The organism is Pantoea sp. AS-PWVM4, assembly GCF_000468095.1.
Classification (GTDB): domain Bacteria; phylum Pseudomonadota; class Gammaproteobacteria; order Enterobacterales; family Enterobacteriaceae; genus Pantoea; species Pantoea phytobeneficialis.
In genome coordinates, this window is the sequence record NZ_ASZC01000002.1 from 489,496 (window position 1) to 508,714 (window position 19,219).

Annotated in this window: 23 protein-coding genes; all 23 read left to right on the forward strand. The window is 52.4% G+C overall.

The features are described 5' to 3' along the window. Nucleotides 1–277: 277 nt before the first annotated feature. A complete protein-coding gene (locus tag L579_RS02500) occupies nt 278–601 on the forward strand; it encodes a hypothetical protein (protein WP_036624682.1) in 324 nt (107 codons plus the stop codon). A 175-nt stretch (nt 602–776) separates the two neighbouring features. Further along, the gene (locus L579_RS02505; protein WP_036624685.1) at nt 777–1,079 is read left to right on the forward strand and encodes a hypothetical protein; all 303 of its coding nucleotides are present in this window, start codon (nt 777–779) and stop codon (nt 1,077–1,079) included. Between the two features lie 36 nt (nt 1,080–1,115). Beyond that, nucleotides 1,116–1,466: an HNH endonuclease gene (locus tag L579_RS02510; protein WP_021182699.1), complete on the forward strand. Its 351-nt coding sequence runs from the start codon at nt 1,116–1,118 to the stop codon at nt 1,464–1,466. 156 nt (nt 1,467–1,622) lie between these two features. Then, nucleotides 1,623–2,096, forward strand: coding sequence for a phage terminase small subunit P27 family (locus L579_RS02515; RefSeq protein WP_036624688.1), 474 nt, complete (start codon nt 1,623–1,625; stop codon nt 2,094–2,096). 3 nt (nt 2,097–2,099) lie between these two features. Then, nucleotides 2,100–3,830: a terminase large subunit gene (locus L579_RS02520; protein ID WP_021182701.1), complete on the forward strand. Its 1,731-nt coding sequence runs from the start codon at nt 2,100–2,102 to the stop codon at nt 3,828–3,830. 9 nt (nt 3,831–3,839) lie between these two features. Next, on the forward strand, nt 3,840–4,025 hold the full coding sequence (locus L579_RS02525; RefSeq protein WP_021182702.1) for a hypothetical protein: 186 nt from the start codon (nt 3,840–3,842) through the stop codon (nt 4,023–4,025). After that, on the forward strand, nt 4,025–5,254 hold the full coding sequence (locus L579_RS02530) for a phage portal protein (protein WP_021182703.1): 1,230 nt from the start codon (nt 4,025–4,027) through the stop codon (nt 5,252–5,254). Before L579_RS02525 ends, L579_RS02530 begins: the two co-directional genes overlap by 1 nt. After that, on the forward strand, nt 5,241–5,894 hold the full coding sequence (locus tag L579_RS02535) for an HK97 family phage prohead protease (protein WP_021182704.1): 654 nt from the start codon (nt 5,241–5,243) through the stop codon (nt 5,892–5,894). The genes L579_RS02530 and L579_RS02535 overlap by 14 nt, the downstream gene beginning before the upstream one ends. Before the next feature lie 13 nt (nt 5,895–5,907). Continuing rightward, entirely contained in the window at nt 5,908–7,119 is a 1,212-nt protein-coding gene (locus L579_RS02540; protein WP_021182705.1) for a phage major capsid protein, read from the forward strand. A gap of 39 nt (nt 7,120–7,158) precedes the next feature. Next, nucleotides 7,159–7,434, forward strand: coding sequence for a hypothetical protein (locus tag L579_RS22980; protein WP_021182706.1), 276 nt, complete (start codon nt 7,159–7,161; stop codon nt 7,432–7,434). Nucleotides 7,435–7,463: 29 nt separating this feature from the next. After that, a complete protein-coding gene (locus L579_RS02555; protein WP_021182707.1) occupies nt 7,464–7,769 on the forward strand; it encodes a head-tail connector protein in 306 nt (101 codons plus the stop codon). An 11-nt stretch (nt 7,770–7,780) separates the two neighbouring features. Beyond that, entirely contained in the window at nt 7,781–8,119 is a 339-nt protein-coding gene (locus tag L579_RS02560) for a phage head closure protein (protein WP_021182708.1), read from the forward strand. Then, nucleotides 8,116–8,562 carry an HK97-gp10 family putative phage morphogenesis protein gene (locus L579_RS02565; RefSeq protein ID WP_021182709.1) on the forward strand — a complete coding sequence of 149 codons (447 nt, stop codon included), beginning with the start codon at nt 8,116–8,118 and terminating at the stop codon, nt 8,560–8,562. Before L579_RS02560 ends, L579_RS02565 begins: the two co-directional genes overlap by 4 nt. Next, a complete protein-coding gene (locus tag L579_RS02570; RefSeq protein ID WP_021182710.1) occupies nt 8,559–8,906 on the forward strand; it encodes a tail completion protein gp17 in 348 nt (115 codons plus the stop codon). The genes L579_RS02565 and L579_RS02570 overlap by 4 nt, the downstream gene beginning before the upstream one ends. Nucleotides 8,907–8,961: 55 nt before the next feature. Further along, the gene (locus L579_RS02575; protein WP_021182711.1) at nt 8,962–9,432 is read left to right on the forward strand and encodes a phage tail tube protein; all 471 of its coding nucleotides are present in this window, start codon (nt 8,962–8,964) and stop codon (nt 9,430–9,432) included. Between the two features lie 53 nt (nt 9,433–9,485). After that, nucleotides 9,486–9,890: a phage tail assembly chaperone gene (locus L579_RS02580; protein WP_036624701.1), complete on the forward strand. Its 405-nt coding sequence runs from the start codon at nt 9,486–9,488 to the stop codon at nt 9,888–9,890. 23 nt (nt 9,891–9,913) lie between these two features. Beyond that, a complete protein-coding gene (locus tag L579_RS02585; RefSeq protein ID WP_021182713.1) occupies nt 9,914–10,177 on the forward strand; it encodes a phage tail assembly protein T in 264 nt (87 codons plus the stop codon). Between the two features lie 33 nt (nt 10,178–10,210). Continuing rightward, on the forward strand, nt 10,211–13,477 hold the full coding sequence (locus L579_RS02590; protein ID WP_021182714.1) for a phage tail tape measure protein: 3,267 nt from the start codon (nt 10,211–10,213) through the stop codon (nt 13,475–13,477). Nucleotides 13,478–13,518: 41 nt separating this feature from the next. Continuing rightward, nucleotides 13,519–13,860 carry a phage tail protein gene (locus L579_RS02595; RefSeq protein WP_021182715.1) on the forward strand — a complete coding sequence of 114 codons (342 nt, stop codon included), beginning with the start codon at nt 13,519–13,521 and terminating at the stop codon, nt 13,858–13,860. Nucleotides 13,861–13,905: 45 nt separating this feature from the next. Next, nucleotides 13,906–14,640: a phage minor tail protein L gene (locus L579_RS02600; RefSeq protein ID WP_021182716.1), complete on the forward strand. Its 735-nt coding sequence runs from the start codon at nt 13,906–13,908 to the stop codon at nt 14,638–14,640. A gap of 2 nt (nt 14,641–14,642) precedes the next feature. Then, complete coding sequence (locus L579_RS02605; protein ID WP_021182717.1) at nt 14,643–15,362, forward strand: C40 family peptidase; 720 nt, start codon at nt 14,643–14,645, stop codon at nt 15,360–15,362. After that, a complete protein-coding gene (locus tag L579_RS02610) occupies nt 15,355–15,978 on the forward strand; it encodes a tail assembly protein (protein ID WP_021182718.1) in 624 nt (207 codons plus the stop codon). Before L579_RS02605 ends, L579_RS02610 begins: the two co-directional genes overlap by 8 nt. Nucleotides 15,979–16,031: 53 nt before the next feature. Further along, on the forward strand, nt 16,032–19,214 hold the full coding sequence (locus tag L579_RS02615; RefSeq protein WP_021182719.1) for a host specificity protein J: 3,183 nt from the start codon (nt 16,032–16,034) through the stop codon (nt 19,212–19,214). Nucleotides 19,215–19,219 lie beyond the last annotated feature (5 nt).

A 19,219-nucleotide genomic window follows, 5' to 3' on the forward strand; every position in this document is an offset into this window, starting at 1 on the left:
CCATTCGTTCAAGGAACTCATTAACACCTGAAAAACTTATGCAATAAATAAATTTTTGTACAATTTTTTTTGATCATTGTGTGTGGTCATATGAGTTGAGAGCAAACTGATTCAGTGTATTAAGAAGAATCTACCGGCAAGGGATAACGGTTAGCCATTCTGCGAAGCTGGAGAAAACACTTGAGGGTACTCTCATAACTGGATTGCTCGGTCAGCTAAGTACAAATTAATCAGCTATGCTTTTTATTAAACCCAACAGAAAGCTTATGAGCTGATTTTGAAGAATATTGATATAAATTTTTTCGCCATTGAAATCAAAAAATTAGCTGCTGAGCATCAATCGGGCAAAGCTCTTAAAGAAGTGAAAGCAGATGTGGATGGATTAATCCAGTCAATCAGAGAAATTATTGGCCCTGATAAGGAAGTCCAGATTGAGAAATGGTCATTTCTGCTCGACGCGTTAGAGGGGTACCGGAATAGCAGAGCTGACCCAGCCTGGAGCATAGTGATATCGCATGCAGTTAGGAGGATAAAAAGTCGCAGAAGAAGTGCGGAGTTCAGTAGAAGGCGGTTTGTTAAAAATCAACAATTCACTGATTAGTGCATCTCCACTCAAATATACATACCAGCGTACTAACCGCCCAAGTGGCGGTTTTATTTTGTGCTGAAAACTGCATTCACTGAGTTCACTTTTCAGCATAAACACAATGAATCATCGGCTGGTATTCTCACCATTGCCGAGGGTTACATTCATCTGACCAGCAGGAAATACTGAAATGAAACATACGCCGCTTAAAGATGTCATGCAGCAACTTCAAATCGTCATCGTCGATGGTGGGTTTGAGTTGCACAATGCAGCCGGGACAGCATTTTATGATAGCTGGGGGTGTCGCGGTGAAGTTCATGGTATTCCCGAATATTTCCCGGTGTTGTTAAGCGTTAGTGGTCCCATAAATCCAGTCTCAGAAGAGAGTAAGGACACCACCAAATGCAATTCTCTATACAGAGCAGTGAATGATCTCATCACTGAGAAAATCAAGAATGAGATACGTCCTGGCGGATTGCTTCACAAACAATAACCACTCTTCGGGGTGGTTTTTTTATTGGAGGCTGCAATGCCTGCGCTGATTCCTCGTGCCTGCCGCAAGCGCGGCTGTCCCACTACAACGACTGACCGTTCGGGTTATTGTGAGAAGCACCGGCACGAAGGCTGGCAACAGCATCAGCAGGGCAAGAGCCGCCATGAGCGTGGCTATGGCAGTCAGTGGGACATCAGACGCGCTCGCATTCTGAAGCGTGATAATCAACTATGTCAGAGCTGCCTGCGGAATGGCCGCGCTGCTGAAGCTAAGACCGTCGATCACATCTTAGCCAAAGCACATGGGGGAACCGATGATGATTCAAACCTCGAAAGCCTGTGCTGGCCCTGCCATCGCGGCAAAACGTCACGCGAACGGCTCAAATGATATCGATTCTAAATTGTATCTGTGGCGGGGAGGGGCGGGTTAAATCTCTGGAGCTTTTCGCGCTCAGGACCGCCGCCTAGGTTTTTTTCGCACCGCCGCAGGTTAGAAAACTTTTTTTGGGGTCCCCCAATGAGTGATTAATAGGAGTTTTCGATTATGTCAGGACCGCCGAAGACCCCGACACGCCTGGCTCTGGTGAAGGGGAACCCATCGAAAAGGCCCATCAACAAAAATGAGCCGAAACCACCTTCTGGGGTGCCCCCAACTCCGAAGCATTTCAGTAAGCAGGAAAAATACTGGTTCAAACGGTTGGGTGAAGAACTCGACTGCATGGGAGTGATTACAACGCTTGATGGTATGGCGCTGGAATTGCTGATAGGCGCTTACGTTGAGTGGCGTACTCACCGTGATTTCCTTGATGAAGAAGGCGAGACGTACACCACCAAAACAGCCCTGGGTGACACGCTTGTTAAGGCGCATCCTCGTGTCGCGATGATGGCTGATGCCTGGAAGCGCTTGCGCGGAATGATGTCAGAGTTTGGTATGACGCCAGCCTCACGCAGCAAAGTAAGTTCTGGCGATGCTGGTGAAGTGGACCCACTGGAAGAGTTTCTTAAAAAGCGCAAATGATGAATGGCAACTGTTCAGGCTGGTATTCAGTACGCCGAGCGCGTGCTGTCTGGCGAGATTGTTGCTGGCGAACTGGTGCGTCTGGCGTGCCAGCGGTTTCTCAATGATTTAGAGCATGGGCCGGAACGCGGTATCTACTTCAGTGAGGACCGCGCCCAGCATATTCTCGACTTTTATAACTTTGTTCCCCATGTTAAAGGGGCGCTTGCGGGTAAGCCAATTGAGCTTATGCCCTGGCACATTTTTATCCTGATAAATCTGTTTGGTTTCATCATTCCCTTGGTGGACGAGAACACAGGCAAACAGGTATCAGATGACGACGGTGATCCTGTCATGGTTCGCCGTTTTCGCACCGCTTATAACGAAGTGGCGCGTAAAAATGCCAAATCAACGGTTTCATCGGGCATTGGTCTCTATATGACTGGTGCTGATGGTGAGGGTGGAGCGGAAGTCTATTCCGCAGCAACAACCCGAGACCAGGCGCGCATCGTGTTTGATGATGCCAAAAACATGATTAAGAAAGCGCCCCGCACTCTGGGTCGTCTCTTTGGTCACGTAAAGCTGAATATTCACCAGGAGAGGACGGCATCAAAGTTTGAGCCGCTTTCCAGCGATGCAAATAACCTGGACGGTCTTAACATTCACTGCGGGATAGTCGATGAGCTGCATGCTCACCGCACCCGCGATGTATGGGACGTGCTTGAAACGGCGACCGGTGCCCGTCTTCAGTCACTGTTGTTTGCCATCACAACGGCGGGAACCAACAAAGAGGGTATTTGCTTCGAGCAGCGCGATTACGCCATCAAAGTGCTTCGCGGCGTGGTGGATGACGACACCTATTTCGCCGTTATTTATACGCTTGATGAAGATGATGATCCTTTTGATGAATCTAACTGGCCGAAAGCTAACCCCGGCTTAGGAGTCTGCAAACGCTGGGATGATATGCGCCGTCTGGCAAAAAAGGCGAAAGAACAGATAGCAGCGCGCCCCAACTTTTTTACCAAACACCTGAATATCTGGGTCACTGCTGAAAGTGCCTGGATGGACATGGACCGCTGGGAAACATGCGAAGGTCTGGCACCGGATGAACAACTCAGTAACTGGCCCCTATGGGTTGGTATCGATCTTTCCAACAAGATTGATATCTGCGCGGCGGCCAAAACGTGGCTTTCTCCTGACGGGCATACCCACTCGAAATACAAATTCTGGATACCTGAAGGCCGCCTGATCACCGCACCCAAACACATCGCGGAGCTTTATCAGAAGTGGTCTGATGCCGGGCATCTTGAACTGACTGACGGTGATGTGATCGACCATGCCTATATCAAAGCAGAGGTCGAAGCCTGGGTGAAGGGTGAACAGTTGCGGGAAATAGCATTCGACCCGTGGAGCGCAACACAATTCAGCCTGGCGCTGGCCGAAGAAGGTTTGCCGCTGGTAGAGGTGGCTCAGACGGTAAAAAACCTGTCGGAGTCCATGAAGTCTGTCCAGGCCGAAATTTACGGTAGTAAGTTTCACCATGACGGCAACCCCGTTATGCGGTGGATGATGTCAAACGTCACGGTCAAACCTGACAAAAATGACAATATTTTCCCGAATAAATCCACACCCGAAAATAAAATCGATGGCCCGGTTGCGTTATTTACCGCGAAAAGTCGCCTGTTGGTGAATGGCGGTGAGCAACCGGAAAGCCTGTCTGAACGTCTGGAAAGTTACGGCGTCCGCTCACTTTAAGAGGCAACTATGTTTCTGTTTATCCTCGCTCCGATTATCGGAATGATCGGGGCTGCTCTGATTGCATTCGGTGCCTGGCAGATATATGAACCGGCAGGTTTTATTACTGCTGGCGCGCTTTGCCTTTTCTGGTCATGGGCGGTATCGAAATACCTTTCAATTCCGCGAAAAACTGTTGGTGGGGGTGATGATTAATGTTTTTCCCCGGTATGTTCAGAAAAAACAGCACCCCGGTAACAACACCCGCTGAGCTGGCTGAAGCGGTGGGGATGTCATACGACACCTATACCGGTAAGCGGGTCAGCAGCCAGAAAGCCATGCGGCTGACGGCTGTTTTTGGCTGCGTCAGGGTGCTGGCGGAGTCGGTTGGTATGCTCCCCTGCAACCTTTACAAAATAACAGGCAATGCAAAGCAAAAAGCAGCATCAGAGCGCCTCTCTAAAGTGCTTTCGATGAAACCTAATGACTACATGACCCCACAGGAATTCTGGGAGTTGGTGATCGTCTGCCTCTGTCTGCGCGGAAATTTCTACGCATACAAGGTGAAAGCGCTCGGTGAGGTCGTTGAGCTTCTTCCAATCGACCCCGGATGTGTTGCACCGAAATTAAACAGCCAGTGGCAACCGGTTTATCAGGTGACTTTTCCTGATGGCTCTACAGATGTGTTGGGGCAGGATGATATCTGGCATGTCCGCACGCTGACGCTCGACGGTCTTGTTGGGCTGAATCCCATAGCCTATGCGAGGGAGGCGATTTCACTGGGGCTGGCGACTGAAGAGCATGGAGCACGGCTATTCAGCAATGGTGCGGTCACTTCCGGGGTATTGCGAACGGATCAGACACTGACAGATGCGGCTTACGGCAGGCTGAAGAAGGATTTTGAGGACCGGCATCTGGGGTTAAGCAACGCGCACAGGCCGATGATTCTGGAAATGGGCCTCGACTGGAAATCAATGGGGCTTGATAACGAAGACAGTCAGTTTCTTGAAACGCGAAAGTTTCAGCTTGAGGAAATCTGTCGTTTATTTCGCGTCCCGATGCACCTGGTGCAGAACACGGACAGAGCAACCTTCAGCAATATCGAAAGTCTCGGTATTGGCTTTATTAATTATTCTCTCGTCCCTTATCTCACGCGAATTGAGCAGCGAATTAACATCGGTTTGGTCAGAGAGAGTAAACAGGGAGCCTTTTACGCCAAATTTAATGCCGGTGCGCTGTTGCGCGGGGATATGAAATCCCGATTTGAAGCCTATTCGACGGGCATTAACTGGGGCATCTATTCACCGAATGACTGTCGTGAGCTGGAAGATTTAAACCCACGGCAGGGCGGTGATGTTTATCTCACCCCCATGAACATGACAACGAAACCATCTGATGGCGGTTCATCAGCAAAACAGGAGGAACCGGGCAATGGCGATGAATAAACAGCGGATGGATATCCCGCTGAAACTGAAATCTGTCAGTGATGGCGGAGAGTTTGAGGGGTATGGCTCAGTTTTTGGCGTTAAAGACAGCTATGACGATGTCGTTGTGCCTGGTGCTTTCGCCGCTTCACTCCAGATGTGGAAGGAAAAAAATTCGATGCCTGCCATGCTCTGGCAACATCAGATGGATGAGCCAATCGGCATCTATACGGAAATGAAAGAGGACGAAGTTGGCCTGTATGTAAAAGGGCGACTTCTAATCGATGATGACCCTCTCGCCAGACGCGCACATGCACATATGAAGGCCGGTTCTTTAACCGGCCTTTCTATTGGCTACATGCTTAAAGACTGGGAATACGACCGGACCAAAGAGGTTTTTCTCCTGAAAGAAATCGACCTCTGGGAGGTCAGCCCGGTCACGTTCCCGTCAAATGATGAGGCGCGAATCAGTGATGTAAAAAGCGCCTTTGCACGGGGTGAAACCCCGTCACAGAAGAGTATTGAAAGAGTCCTGCGCGATGTCGGACTTTCCCGCACCCAGGCCAAAGCATTCATGGCCGGGGGCTATGGCGCACTGTCTCAGCGTGATGCTGGTGGCGTGAATGCCGCACTGGATGCATTGAAAAACATTAATTTTTAGTCAGGAGTGAATCATGTCAGTAGAAATTAAAGACGTTGAGCTGGTCGCGCAGGAACTTCAGCAGAAATTTGACGATTTCCGCGCAAAAAATGACAAGCGCATTGATGCGATTGAGCAGGAAAAGGGGAAGTTGGCCGGGGAAGTTGAGACGCTTAACGGCAAGCTGACCGAGCTTGATCAGCTGAAATCAGCCCTTGAAGAGGAACTGAAGCAGGTCAAACGTCCCGGTGGCGGTACACAGAGTAAAGCGGCGGGTGAACATAAAACCGCTTTCATCGACTTCATGCGTAAAGGCAAAGAAGACGGCTTGCGCGATCTGGAGCGTAAGGCGTTGCAGGTCGGCATGGATGAAGACGGTGGCTATGCAGTCCCGGAAGAGCTGGACCGCACCATCCTTGATCTTCTGAAAGATGAAGTGGTGATGCGTCAGGAGGCTACCACCATCACCGTGGGTGGGGCGAACTATAAAAAGCTGGTGAATCTCGGTGGTACGGCTTCCGGTTGGGTGGGGGAAACCGACACACGTCCGGAAACCGCCGCGTCGAAGCTTGGACAGATTGAACCGTTTATGGGTGAAATCTACGGAAACCCCCAGGCAACGCAGACCATGCTGGATGACGCCTTCTTCAATGTTGAAGACTGGATTAACAGCGAGCTGGCGATCGAGTTTGCTGAACAGGAAGAAATCGCCTTCACCAGTGGTGACGGAACCAAAAAGCCGAAAGGCTTTCTGGCCTACGCCTCCAGTCTGGAAGATGACAAAGCCCGCGCGTTCGGCACCTTGCAACATATGTTGTCCGGTGCTGCCGGTGCAGTGACCGCTGATGCGATCATCAAACTGGTGTATACGCTCCGCAAAGTCCACCGTAACGGCGCGAAGTTCATGATGAACAATAACAGCCTCTTTGCCGTCCGTATCCTGAAGGATTCGGAAGGCAACTATCTGTGGCGTCCGGGGCTTGAGCTGGGCCAGCCGTCATCTCTGGCAGGTTATGGCGTGGCTGAGAATGAGCAGATGCCTGATATCGTAGCTGATGCGAAAGCCATCGCATTTGGCAACTTCAAGCGTGGTTACACCATCGTAGACCGTATCGGCACGCGCATTCTGCGTGACCCCTACACCAACAAACCGTTTGTGGGTTTCTACACCACCAAGCGCACTGGTGGCATGCTGGCTGATTCTCAGGCCATCAAACTGATGCAAATCGGTGTAGATGCTGGTTAATCCTCTACGGGGCTTAGGCCCCTTTTTCTGGAGTGAAAAATGCCAAAACTTCTTAAAACCCTGAAGTGGTCCCCTGATGGTTGTCAGGTAAAAGCTTTTAATGCTGGTGAATACGCCGATGGTGAACTGCCTGAACGCGCGCTGGAAGTGGCCGCGCAGATGGGTTTGCTTGCGGCTGAGGAACAGAAGCCGGATGCTGATGAGCAGCCAGAGCAGCCAGAGCAGCCAGAGCAGCCAGAGCAGCCAGAGCAGCCAGAGCAGCCAGAGCAGCCAGAGCAGCCAGAAGAAACTGCGGATAAAAAAGCTAAAAAATAACCGTTCCGAAAGTTAATGCGGAGAAAGCAATGATCCCATCATTGGAAGAGCTGCGTGTTCAGTGCCGGATTGATAGTGACAATACCGACGAGGATTCTCTCCTTGAGCTTTATGTCTCTGCGGCACGCGAAGAAGCCGAGCAGTTTCTGAATCGTCGGCTTTACGATGACTCGGTTCCTGATGATGACACCACGGGGATTGTGATCACCCCATCAATTAAGCTCCGGGTCATGCAACTGGTAAACTTCTGGTATGACAATCGGGATCAACCTGAAGTGGTTCCCGATTTTTTCTTTAACGGCATCAGGAGCTACCGGTTACAGCCTGGCACATAGAGGAGGGCAGAATGCAGGCAGGGCGATTACGCGACCGTGTGACTGTCAGCAACTTTACCTCAACGCGTTCACCTTCAGGCCAGCCGGTTGAGCAGTGGTCCGATGGAAAAACGGTCTGGGCTGAGGTTAAGGGCATCAGTGGGCGTGAGTTAATGTCCTCTGGTGCAGAGTATGCCGAGGCAACAGTGCGAGTGTGGGTTCGTTACCGCAGTGATATTACGGCGTCATCCCGCCTGAAAGTTCTTACCGGCCCATTTAAAGGGAAAGTCCTGGAGGTGAGCGGTACGCCGATTCCTGATGAACGAATGACGATTCTTGAAGTGCTTTGTAAGCAGGGGGTGAAGACGTGATCGACACCAAACTGGACTTTTCCGGCCTGATGGATTTGAGCAATGACCTGTTAGCGCTCAGTAAGGCTGAAAACCGGAAGGTGATGCGTGATGCGACCCGCGCCGCTGCCACAGTTTTTCAGGAAGAAGTTATCAAGCGTGCGCCAGTGAGAACGGGAAAACTGAAGAAAAATATCGTTGTGATGACTCAGCGCGATCGCAGCGGGAATATTTCTTCCGGCGTTCACATTCGCGGGACCAACCCCCGCACCGGCAACAGCGATAACAAGCTGAAAACCAAAGACTCACGCAACGCTTTTTACTGGCGATTTGTCGAGTTGGGAACATCAAACATGCCTGCTGTGCCGTTTGTCCGGCCTGCATATGACGCCAGGCAGGAGGAGGCGGCAAAAGTCGCCTTTGCAAGGGCGAACCAGGCCGTTGATGAGGCGCTGTCAAAATGACTGAGTCGCAGATTTATTCGCTTATCGGTGACCTGGCTGATGGTCAGGTTTATCCCTATGTGGTGCCACTGAATCCGCAGGGTGAGCCTTCCGTGTCACCGCCGTGGGTGGTTTTTACTGTAGTGAGTGAGGTTTTCGGCGACACGCTGTGTGGACCCGCTGAGGAAAACGGCACTCTTCAGGTTGATGTTTACGCACTGACCACAGACGAGGCCCGTAGCATACGGGAGCAGGTCGCTGTCGTGCTTGGGCCACTGCAATTCACCCAGCTTAACAAAACCAACGGTTATGAAACCGACACCGGGTTATACCGGGCCACGCTGGAGATACAGATCCAGCAGTAACCAACCCTCTCAATAACGACCGGCGAAAGCCGGTTTTTTTATGCCTGGAGAAAACATGACCAGCAAATATGAAGTTACAAAGGGGATGACCATTGGTGTATCCAGTGCGGTTATCACTGCTGATGCATTCAATGACGCTGCTTTTCCTGATGAAACAGTAACGTTTCTCGATGCGGAGTGCGCGACGAAAGAGATCACATATACCGGTGGACAGAAGGCCGATATTGATGTGACAACGCTGTGCTCCACAGAACAGGAGCAGACCAACGGACTTGCCGCACCGGCTGAAATGAGCATCAGCCGTAACTGGGTTGGTGATGAAGAGGCACAGCTTGCACTTCAGACGGCCTATGAAAACGATGAGTTACGGGCGCTGAAAGTCGTTTTCCCGTCAGGGAATGGTTTTTATCTGCTGGTAGAGGTGCGCCAGAGTTCATGGGGGGCCACCACGTCATCAGTTGTCAGTGCGACCTATTCCCTGCGTGTACGTGGCAAAGCAAAACGCATTATTGCGTCAGGTTCGTAAGCGGCTCAGGCCGCTTTACTCCTCTTTTCTCTTCCCTTATCTGAGAATTCCAAATGTCTAAAACTGCTCAACCCAAAGTTTCACTCCGCACACTGGCGCTGGCCCCATCATCGGGCTTCCGCTCGAAAGTGGTCACCGTTCCTGAATGGAATGGTGCAAAAGTTATGCTTCGTGAACCATCCGGCGAAGTCTGGGTGAAATTCCGCGAGATCATGACGCCTCCTGAGTTGAAAGAAGGCGAGGAGCCGCAGAAACTCACGGCACAGCAAGAGTTTATCCGCAACAAAAAAGCGGATGTGGTGATGTTCCTCGGCATCCTGCTGGATGAAGAGGGTAATCGCGTATTCAGTGATGAAGACGAATCCACCGTGTCAGAAATTTATGGTCCGGTTCATTCCCGCTTACTTTCTCAGGCGCTTAACCTCGGCCTTTCTCAGGAAGCCGCAGAGGCAAAGTAAAAGAGCCGCTGACTTTCTTTCTGATGTCGCTGGCGCTCCGTCTGGGGCGCACCCTCCATGAGTTACGCGAAACCCTGACCGCCAGTGAGCTGAAAATGTGGCTGGCCTATGATCGTATCAGCCCGATTGGTGACTGGCGCGGTGATATTCAGGCCGCTCAGGTGGTTACTGCTGTCCTGAATGCTCAGGGCGCTAAAGCATCCATTTCAGAAATGGTTCTGAAGTGGGGGCAAGCCGAAGAAGAGGAAGAAATCAGCGGCCTGGAAGAGTGGATGTCTGGTCTTTAATTCCCGCGCCAGCGGGCTTTAAACGGGTGAATTATGGCAACGCTGCGCGAACTCATTATTAAAATTTCCGCGAACTCCAGTTCATTTCAGTCGGAGATCGCTCGCGCCTCTCGTATGGGCGCGGATTATTACAAAACGATGGAGCAGGGCGGCAAGAAAGCCGCTGCTGCTGCGCAGAGCACGCGGCAGGCGGTAGCAGAGCTTAATTCCCAACTGGCAACCGTGCAGTCAACGGCGACCGGACTCGCGGGCGCGATGGCTGGTGCATTTGCCACGCATCAGTTGATTGAATACGCGGATACCTGGAATCAACTTAATGGTCGCCTGCGTCTTGCCTCAACGTCAGCAGATGATTATACCACCTCGCAGCGTGCGCTGATGGAAATCAGCCAGCGCACCGGTACATCACTGGAAGCTAACTCAAACCTCTACAGCCGTATCGCTCAGTCGCTGCGCTCTATGGGTTTTGCTTCGTCTGATGTGGCGAAGGTGACAGAAACGGTTGCCACGTCACTGAAATTGTCCGGAGCCAGTACCGAGGAAGCCAGCTCAGTTATCACGCAGTTGAGTCAGGCGCTGGGTTCAGGCGTGCTGCGAGGTGAAGAATTCAACGCCATTATGGAAAATGGCGGGCGGCTGGCAAAACTGCTGGCTGATGGCCTCGGCACCACCGTTGGCGGCCTGCGCAACATGGCAAATAACGGCGAGCTGACAACCGATAAAATTGTGCCTTTGCTGACGAATGTTCAGGTGCTGCGCAAAGAGTTTGAAACCCTGCCAGCCTCGATCAGTGGATCGGCACAGAAGGTGCAGAATGCTTTTCTGGCATGGGTTGGCGGGGCTAATGATGCGGTGGGCGCGTCTTCGACTCTGTCTGGCATTCTGGACGTCCTGGCGAAAAATATCGACACGGTAGCCAACACAGCCGGGATTCTGGTTGGTGTGGGACTGGCCCGATATTTTGGGGATATGGTCGGGAATGTCGCGCAGTCAACGGCAGCGGTAGTATCCAGTACTGCGGCTGAGGTGGCGCTCGCGCAGGCTCAGGTCCGGGGTGCTCAGGTCAGCGTGGCAGCGGCAAGGCAGACACTTTATCGCGCCCAGCAGGCGAAAGCGGCAGCAGTTTCAATTGAGGCTCAGATTGTTGCAGAGCGGAATCTTACGGCAGCTCAGTCAGGTCTTAACAATGCTATAGCTGGGCGTTCGTCTGCTATCACCAACCTGACCAACACCGCCTCGACGATGTCCCGGTTAGGTAGTGGCATTCTCGGCATTCTTGGCGGCTGGCCCGGCGTCATTATCGGTGCCGGTGCGGCGATGTACGGACTGTACCAGAACACCCAGCAGGCACATAAAGAGGCAGTCGGCTTCGCCAATAATCTCGATGAGATTAACGCCAAACTACAGCAGATGTCTGTATTGGGCCTGAAATCAACCGCCGCTGATGCCCGGACATCGTTACAGGCGCAGCAGAAAGACCTGAGCGATCTCGACGCTCAGATTCTGAAAGTGAAAGACAGCCTCTCCGCGCTCGACCAGATTCAGCAGGATTACAACAAACACCCCACGCTTACGTATATCAACACGTTCATGGATCAGGCCGATATCACGGCTAAAAACGTTGAACTGACGGATAAGCTGAACAAGCTCGAATATCAGCGTGAAGACGCTGCGGCGAAAGTTGAGGCAACACAAAAGCTGGTTAACGATGCCAGCGATCTTGCCACGAAAAAGGCTGTTGAGCAGGCAGGCGCGGTTTCCATCCTGAAAGGTGCATATGACCTGCTTAATCGCTCAATGTCTGCGACTGCTGGCGCAACCCCGCCGCAGTATCAGGGGCCGGTGGTATCAACATCGAATGCCACACCGCAACAGCAGACCGCACTGGAGAAGGCCCGCCGCGATAACGAGCTGGCAAGCCTGGATGGCCTGGAAAAACTTCATCGTCAGTATCAGTATGAAGCCGACGATCTGAAACTGACTGGCGCACTGTATACAACCTACGTCTATAACAAGGACCAGGCAGCGAAGAAAGATGCTGCTGCCGCTCAGGCGAAAAAGGACGGAACAGCGGCAACAAATGCGCAGAACAAGGCGGAGCGGGAAGCGGCAACGACCGCCGAAAACTATGCCCGGAAGATGGCCGATCTCAGTGTCGCTATTGAGGTTCAGAAAGTTCGCGCCACGGAGGGAGAAAAGGCGGCTGATCTTTATGCTGCTGCTCACCAGGCCGGTACAAAGTGGACTCAGGAGCAACTTAAAGCTATCCGGGAATCCTCATCAGAGCTTGCAACATGGACGCAGCGTGCTGATGCGAATGTGAAGAAGCAGCGCGATCAGGTCGAAGCCCTCAAAGACCTGACAGATGCCGCCCGTAAATATCGTGATGAAGCCGTTCAGACCACCGATACGGCTGGAATGAGTGACCGTCAGCGCAGCCGGTACGACGAGACGCAGCAGGTGGAGCGTGTTTTTGACAAAACCGACAAAGGCACAGCAGCCATTGCGGCACGCCAGCAGGCACTGGACGCACTGGAAAAGAAATATCAGGCAGTTTCCGCAACCGAATCTGACTGGCTCAATGGTGTCTCGAAGGGCTATGAGAACTGGCTTGAGAGTGCCAGCAATGTTTCGGGGACTGTTGCCAGTGGCATCACATCCACGATGGACAGCGCAATGGACAACATGGCCGCCATGCTGACGGGCAGTAAAGCCGACTGGAAAAGTTGGGGTTTATCTGTCCTCCAGATGATCGCCAAAGTCGCATTGCAGATGGCCGTGGTGAATGCCGTGACCGGCATATTCGGTTCTGTCGCCGGTAGCCTGGGCGGGGCCGCTCTCGGCTCAGTCAGTGCGGGGGCTTCTTCGACTGGCAGCGTGGGTGCTATGGGAATGTCTACCAGTTTCAGCGCCTATGATGATGGCGGCTATACCGGTAACGGTGGAAAGCATGAAGCCGCAGGTGTTGTGCACAAGGGTGAGTTTGTTTTCACCAAAGAGGCCACCTCGCGAATTGGTGTGGCAAATCTCTACGACATGATGCGTGGTTATGCCGATGGTGGCTATGTTGGTGGTTCGGTTCCTTATTCTTCAGGGGTCAATCGTGCCTCCGGCAACGGAAATATCAATATTCAGGTAGATGCACCGGTCAGCATTTCTCAGGGCGCTGACAGCGGTTCTACCAGCACCACAAATACCGCTGCTGCTTCGAAGCAGTTGAAGTCAATGATGCAGCAGACCATCACAGAATGGGCGAGGCAGGCCATTTCGCCCGGTGGTGTGCTTTATCGTTCCTCTTAACTCATCAGACCCGCTACGGCGGGTTTTTCTTTGGGGTCAAAATGGCAACTGACACTTTCGGCTGGTGCGTGCGGATTGGGGCAACCGAGACTGTCACGACCGCAACGTTACAGGCTCAGTTTGGTGACGGATATAAACAGATTGCTGGCGTTGGCATCAACCAGGCGATGGAATCATGGGATTTGTCGTGCAACGGCAAAGTTACTGATATGGCAGCCGTCCGGGCCTTTCTGAAATCACACGTCACCACCTCTTTCTGGTGGGAAAACCCCTGGGGAGAAACAAAGCTCTATCGGGTGAAATATGACTCTATCAAACCCAGCTTTCAGAACGGCCAGATCGCCGACATCTCTTTTACCTTTGAGCAAGCCTTCACATCGTGACATGTCACGCCGTGTTGTTTTGTGCATTCGTTTATCAGGTGAGTTATGAGCTTTACGCAGGACATACAGCAGCTTGAGCCGGGTAGCCTCGTTCAGTTGATCGAGATTGACGGGACCAGCTTTGGCATGACCGATATATTGCGATTCCACGCGCATAATATCGCTGAATCGGACTGGAACGCATTTGTTAAAGGTCTACCGGCCATCATCTGGCAGGGTAACCAGTACGATCCTCACCCCTATGAACTTACGGGGGTAGAGCTGAGCAGTACGGGGTCACAACCAACACCATCCCTGTCTGTTGGCAATGTTGGCAATTATGTCACTGATTTGTGCCTTCAGTATGATGATCTGGTTAGGGCAAAGGTGAAGATTCACACTACCCTGGCGAAATATCTGGACGCGGCAAACTGGACTGGTGGTAACGCGAACGCCAGCCCGACAGATGAAAGGGTGCAGGTTTTCTACGTCAATTTGAAGAAAAGTGAAACGCGCGCCCAGATAGATTTTGAGCTGTGCTCCCCCTTTGATGTCCAGAGCCTGCAATTACCATCCCGGCAAATTACACCGGTTTGCACCTGGTGTATGCGTGGCTGGTATCGCTCCGGCACTGGCTGCGATTACAACGGCACAAACTATTTTCTGAAAGACGGGACGCCAACCGCTGATCCTTCACTCGACGTATGCGGTGGCAGGCTCAGTGATTGCCAGTTGCGCTTTGGGTCTGAAAACCCGATGCCGTTCGGCGGCTTCCCGGCTGCAAATCTCCAGGGCAAATAATCATGCGTGAAAAAATCATGAGCGCCATACGTGAACACGTAGCGGCTGAATACCCCAATGAGGCATGCGGGGTGATTGTGCAGTCGGGGCAGTCGCAGGAATACATCCCCTGTCGGAACATCTCTGAAACCCCGAAAGAGCATTTCACGCTGTCGCCGGATGATTTCGCTGAAGCGGAGAATAAGGGTGAAGTGCTGATGATTATCCACTCTCACCCTGACGTTGTGCAGCTGATACCGTCCGAGCTTGACCGTATTCAGTGCGATCACTCCGGTGTTGAGTGGGGGATTATGTCCTGGCCTGAAGGTGACTTTTGCACCATCTCCCCGCGTGGTGACAGGGAGCTGGCCGGACGGCGCTGGGTGCTGGGGCACGCCGACTGCTGGACGCTGGTCCGGGACTATTTCCGGCAGGAGCGCAGCGTAATCCTTAACAACTGGTCAGTCGATTACGAGTGGTGGGTGGATGGCAAAGAAAACCGCTATGACGATAACTGGCAGGCAGAAGGCTTCACCGAAGTAGATGTGACAGACATGAAGCCGGGTGATGTGATCATGATGCGGGTTCAGGCTCCTGTTACTAATCACGCAGCCGTTTATCTCGGGAATAACATCATGTTGCATCATGCCTTTGGCAACCTTTCTGCGCGGGTTCCTTACGGAAAATATTATCGTGACCGCACTGTGCGTATCGTCAGGCATAAGGAGTTACTCGGTGCTTAAGAAAATGATCCTCTCCGGTGCCCTGGCAAAAAAGTTTGGCAAGGTGCATCAGTTTCACGTAGCCGACCTGAATGAAATGCTGCGTGCGATGTGCTCTCAGGTTCCGGGTTTCAAGAAATACCTTTCAAATGCGCACATTGAGAAGGTGCGTTTTGCTTTTTACAGCGCCGGTAAAAATATCAGCCTGGAAGAGTTCGATATGTCTTCGGGTGCAACTGAATACCGCATGACTCAGGTCATTGAAGGAAGCAAGCAGGCCGGTGTGCTTCAGATTGTGATCGGCGCTGTTGCTCTGGTGGCCGCCTTTTTTACTGCTGGCGCGAGCCTGGCGGCGTGGGGGGCGATGCTTGGAGCGACCACGGCAACCGGACTGGCTGTGACTGCGCTAACCAGTATCGGCATCAGCATGATGCTCGGCGGCGTGGTCAGCATGCTGACGCCTCAGCCCAGCTACAACATCGGATCGGCATCCAGTACCGATAACCAGCCTAACTATGCGTTTGGCTCCCCGGTTAACACGGTTGCGATGGGTTATCCGGTCCCGATTCTGTATGGCAGGCGTGAAATAGGCGGTGCCATTATCAGCGCGGGTATCTTCTCCAGCGACCAGCAGTAAAAAATGAATAAATCAGCAAGCCACCTTCGGGTGGCTTTTTTTATGGGTGCGATATGCGACTTCTTGACGGTGCGTTAATCCAGGGCAACAAAGGCGGCGGCAGTAGCGCACATACGCCGGTCGAAGAACCGGATGATCTGTTATCGGTTGCCAAACTGAAAATGCTGCTGGCGATTTCAGAAGGTGAAATTCAGGGTGGGCTGACTGCGCAGCAGATTTACCTGAATGATACCCAACTGGCGAACGAAGACGGGACATACAATTTTACCGGCGTTGTGTGGGATTACCGCAACGGAACGCAGGACCAGACCTATATTCAGGGCATGCCGGAGATCGATAATGAGTCTTCTGTTGGCGTTGAAGTAACAACGTCATCACCCTGGACCCGGCAGTTTACCGATCTGACGCTGGATGCTGTGCGCGTAAAACTGAGCCTGCCGGTGCAGTATCTGTATAAAGACAACGGCGACATGGTCGGGACCGTCACGCAATACGCGATCGACCTGTCCACTGATGGCGCAGCCTGGGTGAACGTGGTCAGCGGCAGCTTTGACGGTAAAACCACATCAGAATATCAGCGCGATCACCGTATTAATCTGCCTGCGGCCACAACCGGCTGGTCTGTACGCGTGCGGCGCATCACTGCTGATTCAACCTCCACCAAACTGATCAACGCCTTCAAGGTGTATTCCTTTGCTGAAGTTATCGACAGCAAATTACGCTACCCAAACACTGCATTACTTTACATCGAGTTGGACTCCAGCCAGTTCAACGGCAGCGCCCCGAAAATCACCTGTAAGCCGTATGGGAAGCTGGTGCGTGTTCCGACGACTTACGACCCGGTTACGCGCACCTACAGCGGCACATGGACAGGAGATTTTAAACTGGCCTGGACGGATAATCCGGCCTGGATTTTTTACGACCAGGTGCTTGATGAAATTTATGGCATGGGAAACCGTGTCGATGCCACCATGATTGACAAGTGGCAGCTTTACACCATTGCGCAGTATTGCGATGAGATGGTGTCAGACGGCGCAGGCGGCACAGAGCCGCGCTTTACCTGTAACGTTTACATCCAGAGTCAGCAGGATGCTTACACCGTTCTGAAAGATATTGCGGCTATATATCGCGGTATTACATTCTGGGGTAACGACCAGATTTATGTAAAAGCTGACGTGCCGCAAGATGACGTGGATTTCGTCTATCACTCATCAAACGTCATTGACGGACTTTTTACGTATGCTGGTGGCTCTTATAAAAACCGCTATACCTCCTGTCAGGTGTCATGGTCAGACCCGCAGAACCACTACGCGGACACGGTTGAAGGTGTGTATGAGGCCGATCTCGTTCAGCGCTACGGCGTCAATGAAACGCAGATCACCGCCATCGGCTGCACGTCACAGAGCGAAGCGCATCGCCGTGGCCGCTGGGCCATTCTGTCAAATGCGAAAGATGGGACCATTTCGTTTGGTGTCGGCCTGGACGGTTATATCCCGCTGCCGGCTGAAATTATTGGCGTTGCTGATCCGTTCCGGGCAGGTAAACAGAACGGCGGGCGCATCAGCTCCGTTAATGGCCTGAATATCGGTCTGGACCGTGAGGCGGATTACGCAGCAGGCGATCGGCTGGTGGTTAACCTGCCGGACGGAACCGCGCAGACGCGGAACATTGCGTCAGTCAGCACGGATAAACGGACGGTGACGGTAAACACGGCATTCAGTCAGACGCCAGCGGCAGGCGCGGTATGGGCCATCGACAGCGATAACCTCGCGATTCAGTATTTCCGCGTAACGTCGATTGCCTCCAACGATGATGGGACGTTTACCATTGCCGGGGTGCAGCACGACCCGAACAAATACCGTTATATCGATGACGGTGTGAAGATCGACCCAGCACCCATTACCGTGACGCCACCGAGTGTTATGGATGCACCGAAAAACGTGACCATCACTCAGGTTGATTACGTAGAGCAGGGGCTTAACGTTGCCTGCATGCAGGTCACATGGGATGCAGTGGCGAACGCCATCAGCTACACCGCACAGTGGCGCAAGGATAACGGCGACTGGGTGAATGTGGGGCAGCAGAGCGCGAAGGGCTTCACCATTTCCGGGATTTATGCGGGAGTGTATGACGTTCGCGTGCGCGCCGTGAATGCGGTCGATGTGTCGTCACCTTGGGGCTATGCGCAGTCAACCACGCTCACCGGGAAAGTGGGCAAGCCCGGAACGCCGGTCAGCCTTCTGGCCTCCACCGATGTTGTGTGGGCTATCGATATTCAGTGGGGCTTTCCTGCCGGTTCCGGCGACACGGCTTACACCGAGCTGGAAGTTGCCACAACGGCAGACGGACTAAACCCGCTGTTCCTGGCCTATGTACCTTATCCCGGCGTCAGCTATCAGCATGGCCCGATGCCTGCTGGTGTTCGCCGCTGGTATCGGGCAAGGCTGGTGGACAAAATCGGGAACGTGGGCGACTGGACTGATTTTGTTGCCGGTGCGAGCAATACCGACGCCAATGATCTGATTGGAAGTGCTGTTGAAGATTTCCTGCAATCGGAAGACGGGGAAGCATTACTTGATCCTTTGATCACTGACCCGCAGGCCCTGGCCGAAAACATCCTGGCAAATTACGATACTGTGAATCAGCAATGGTCACAGTTCGGTGAGAATCGCGCCGGAATTATTCAGGCTCAGAAAGTTGCGACAGATGCACAAAGTTCCGTCGCTCAACTGGAAACGGATGTTGTTGCTCAGTTCGCTGATCAGCAGGCGGCTATCCAGGAGAAAATGACCGCCTATGCTGATGCCTCTGGTGGTTCAGCTATCTACACCATGAAAGCTGGCGTCAAATATGGCGGGGTTAATTATGATGCTGGGTTATCAATTGCCGTAACCATTAATGGCACAGCAGTGACGACCCGAGTCGCGATTAACGCGAATCAATTCGTCATTATGAGCGGTAGCGGCGATAACGTGTATTCGCCGTTTGTGGTGAGTAACGGACAGGTATTAATCAGCCAGGCGTTTATCGGTGATGGATGGATCAACAACGCTATGATTGGTAGTTATATCCAGTCGAACGACTATGTTTCTGGCACAAGCGGCTGGCGTCTTGATAAGTCTGGAACCTTTGAAAGAAATGCTGCTAATGGTTCTGGCAGGGTGGTTGATACAGGCACATTAAGGCAGGTTTATGATGCCAATGGAACTTTACGCATCAGGGACGGACTCTGGTAAGGGGG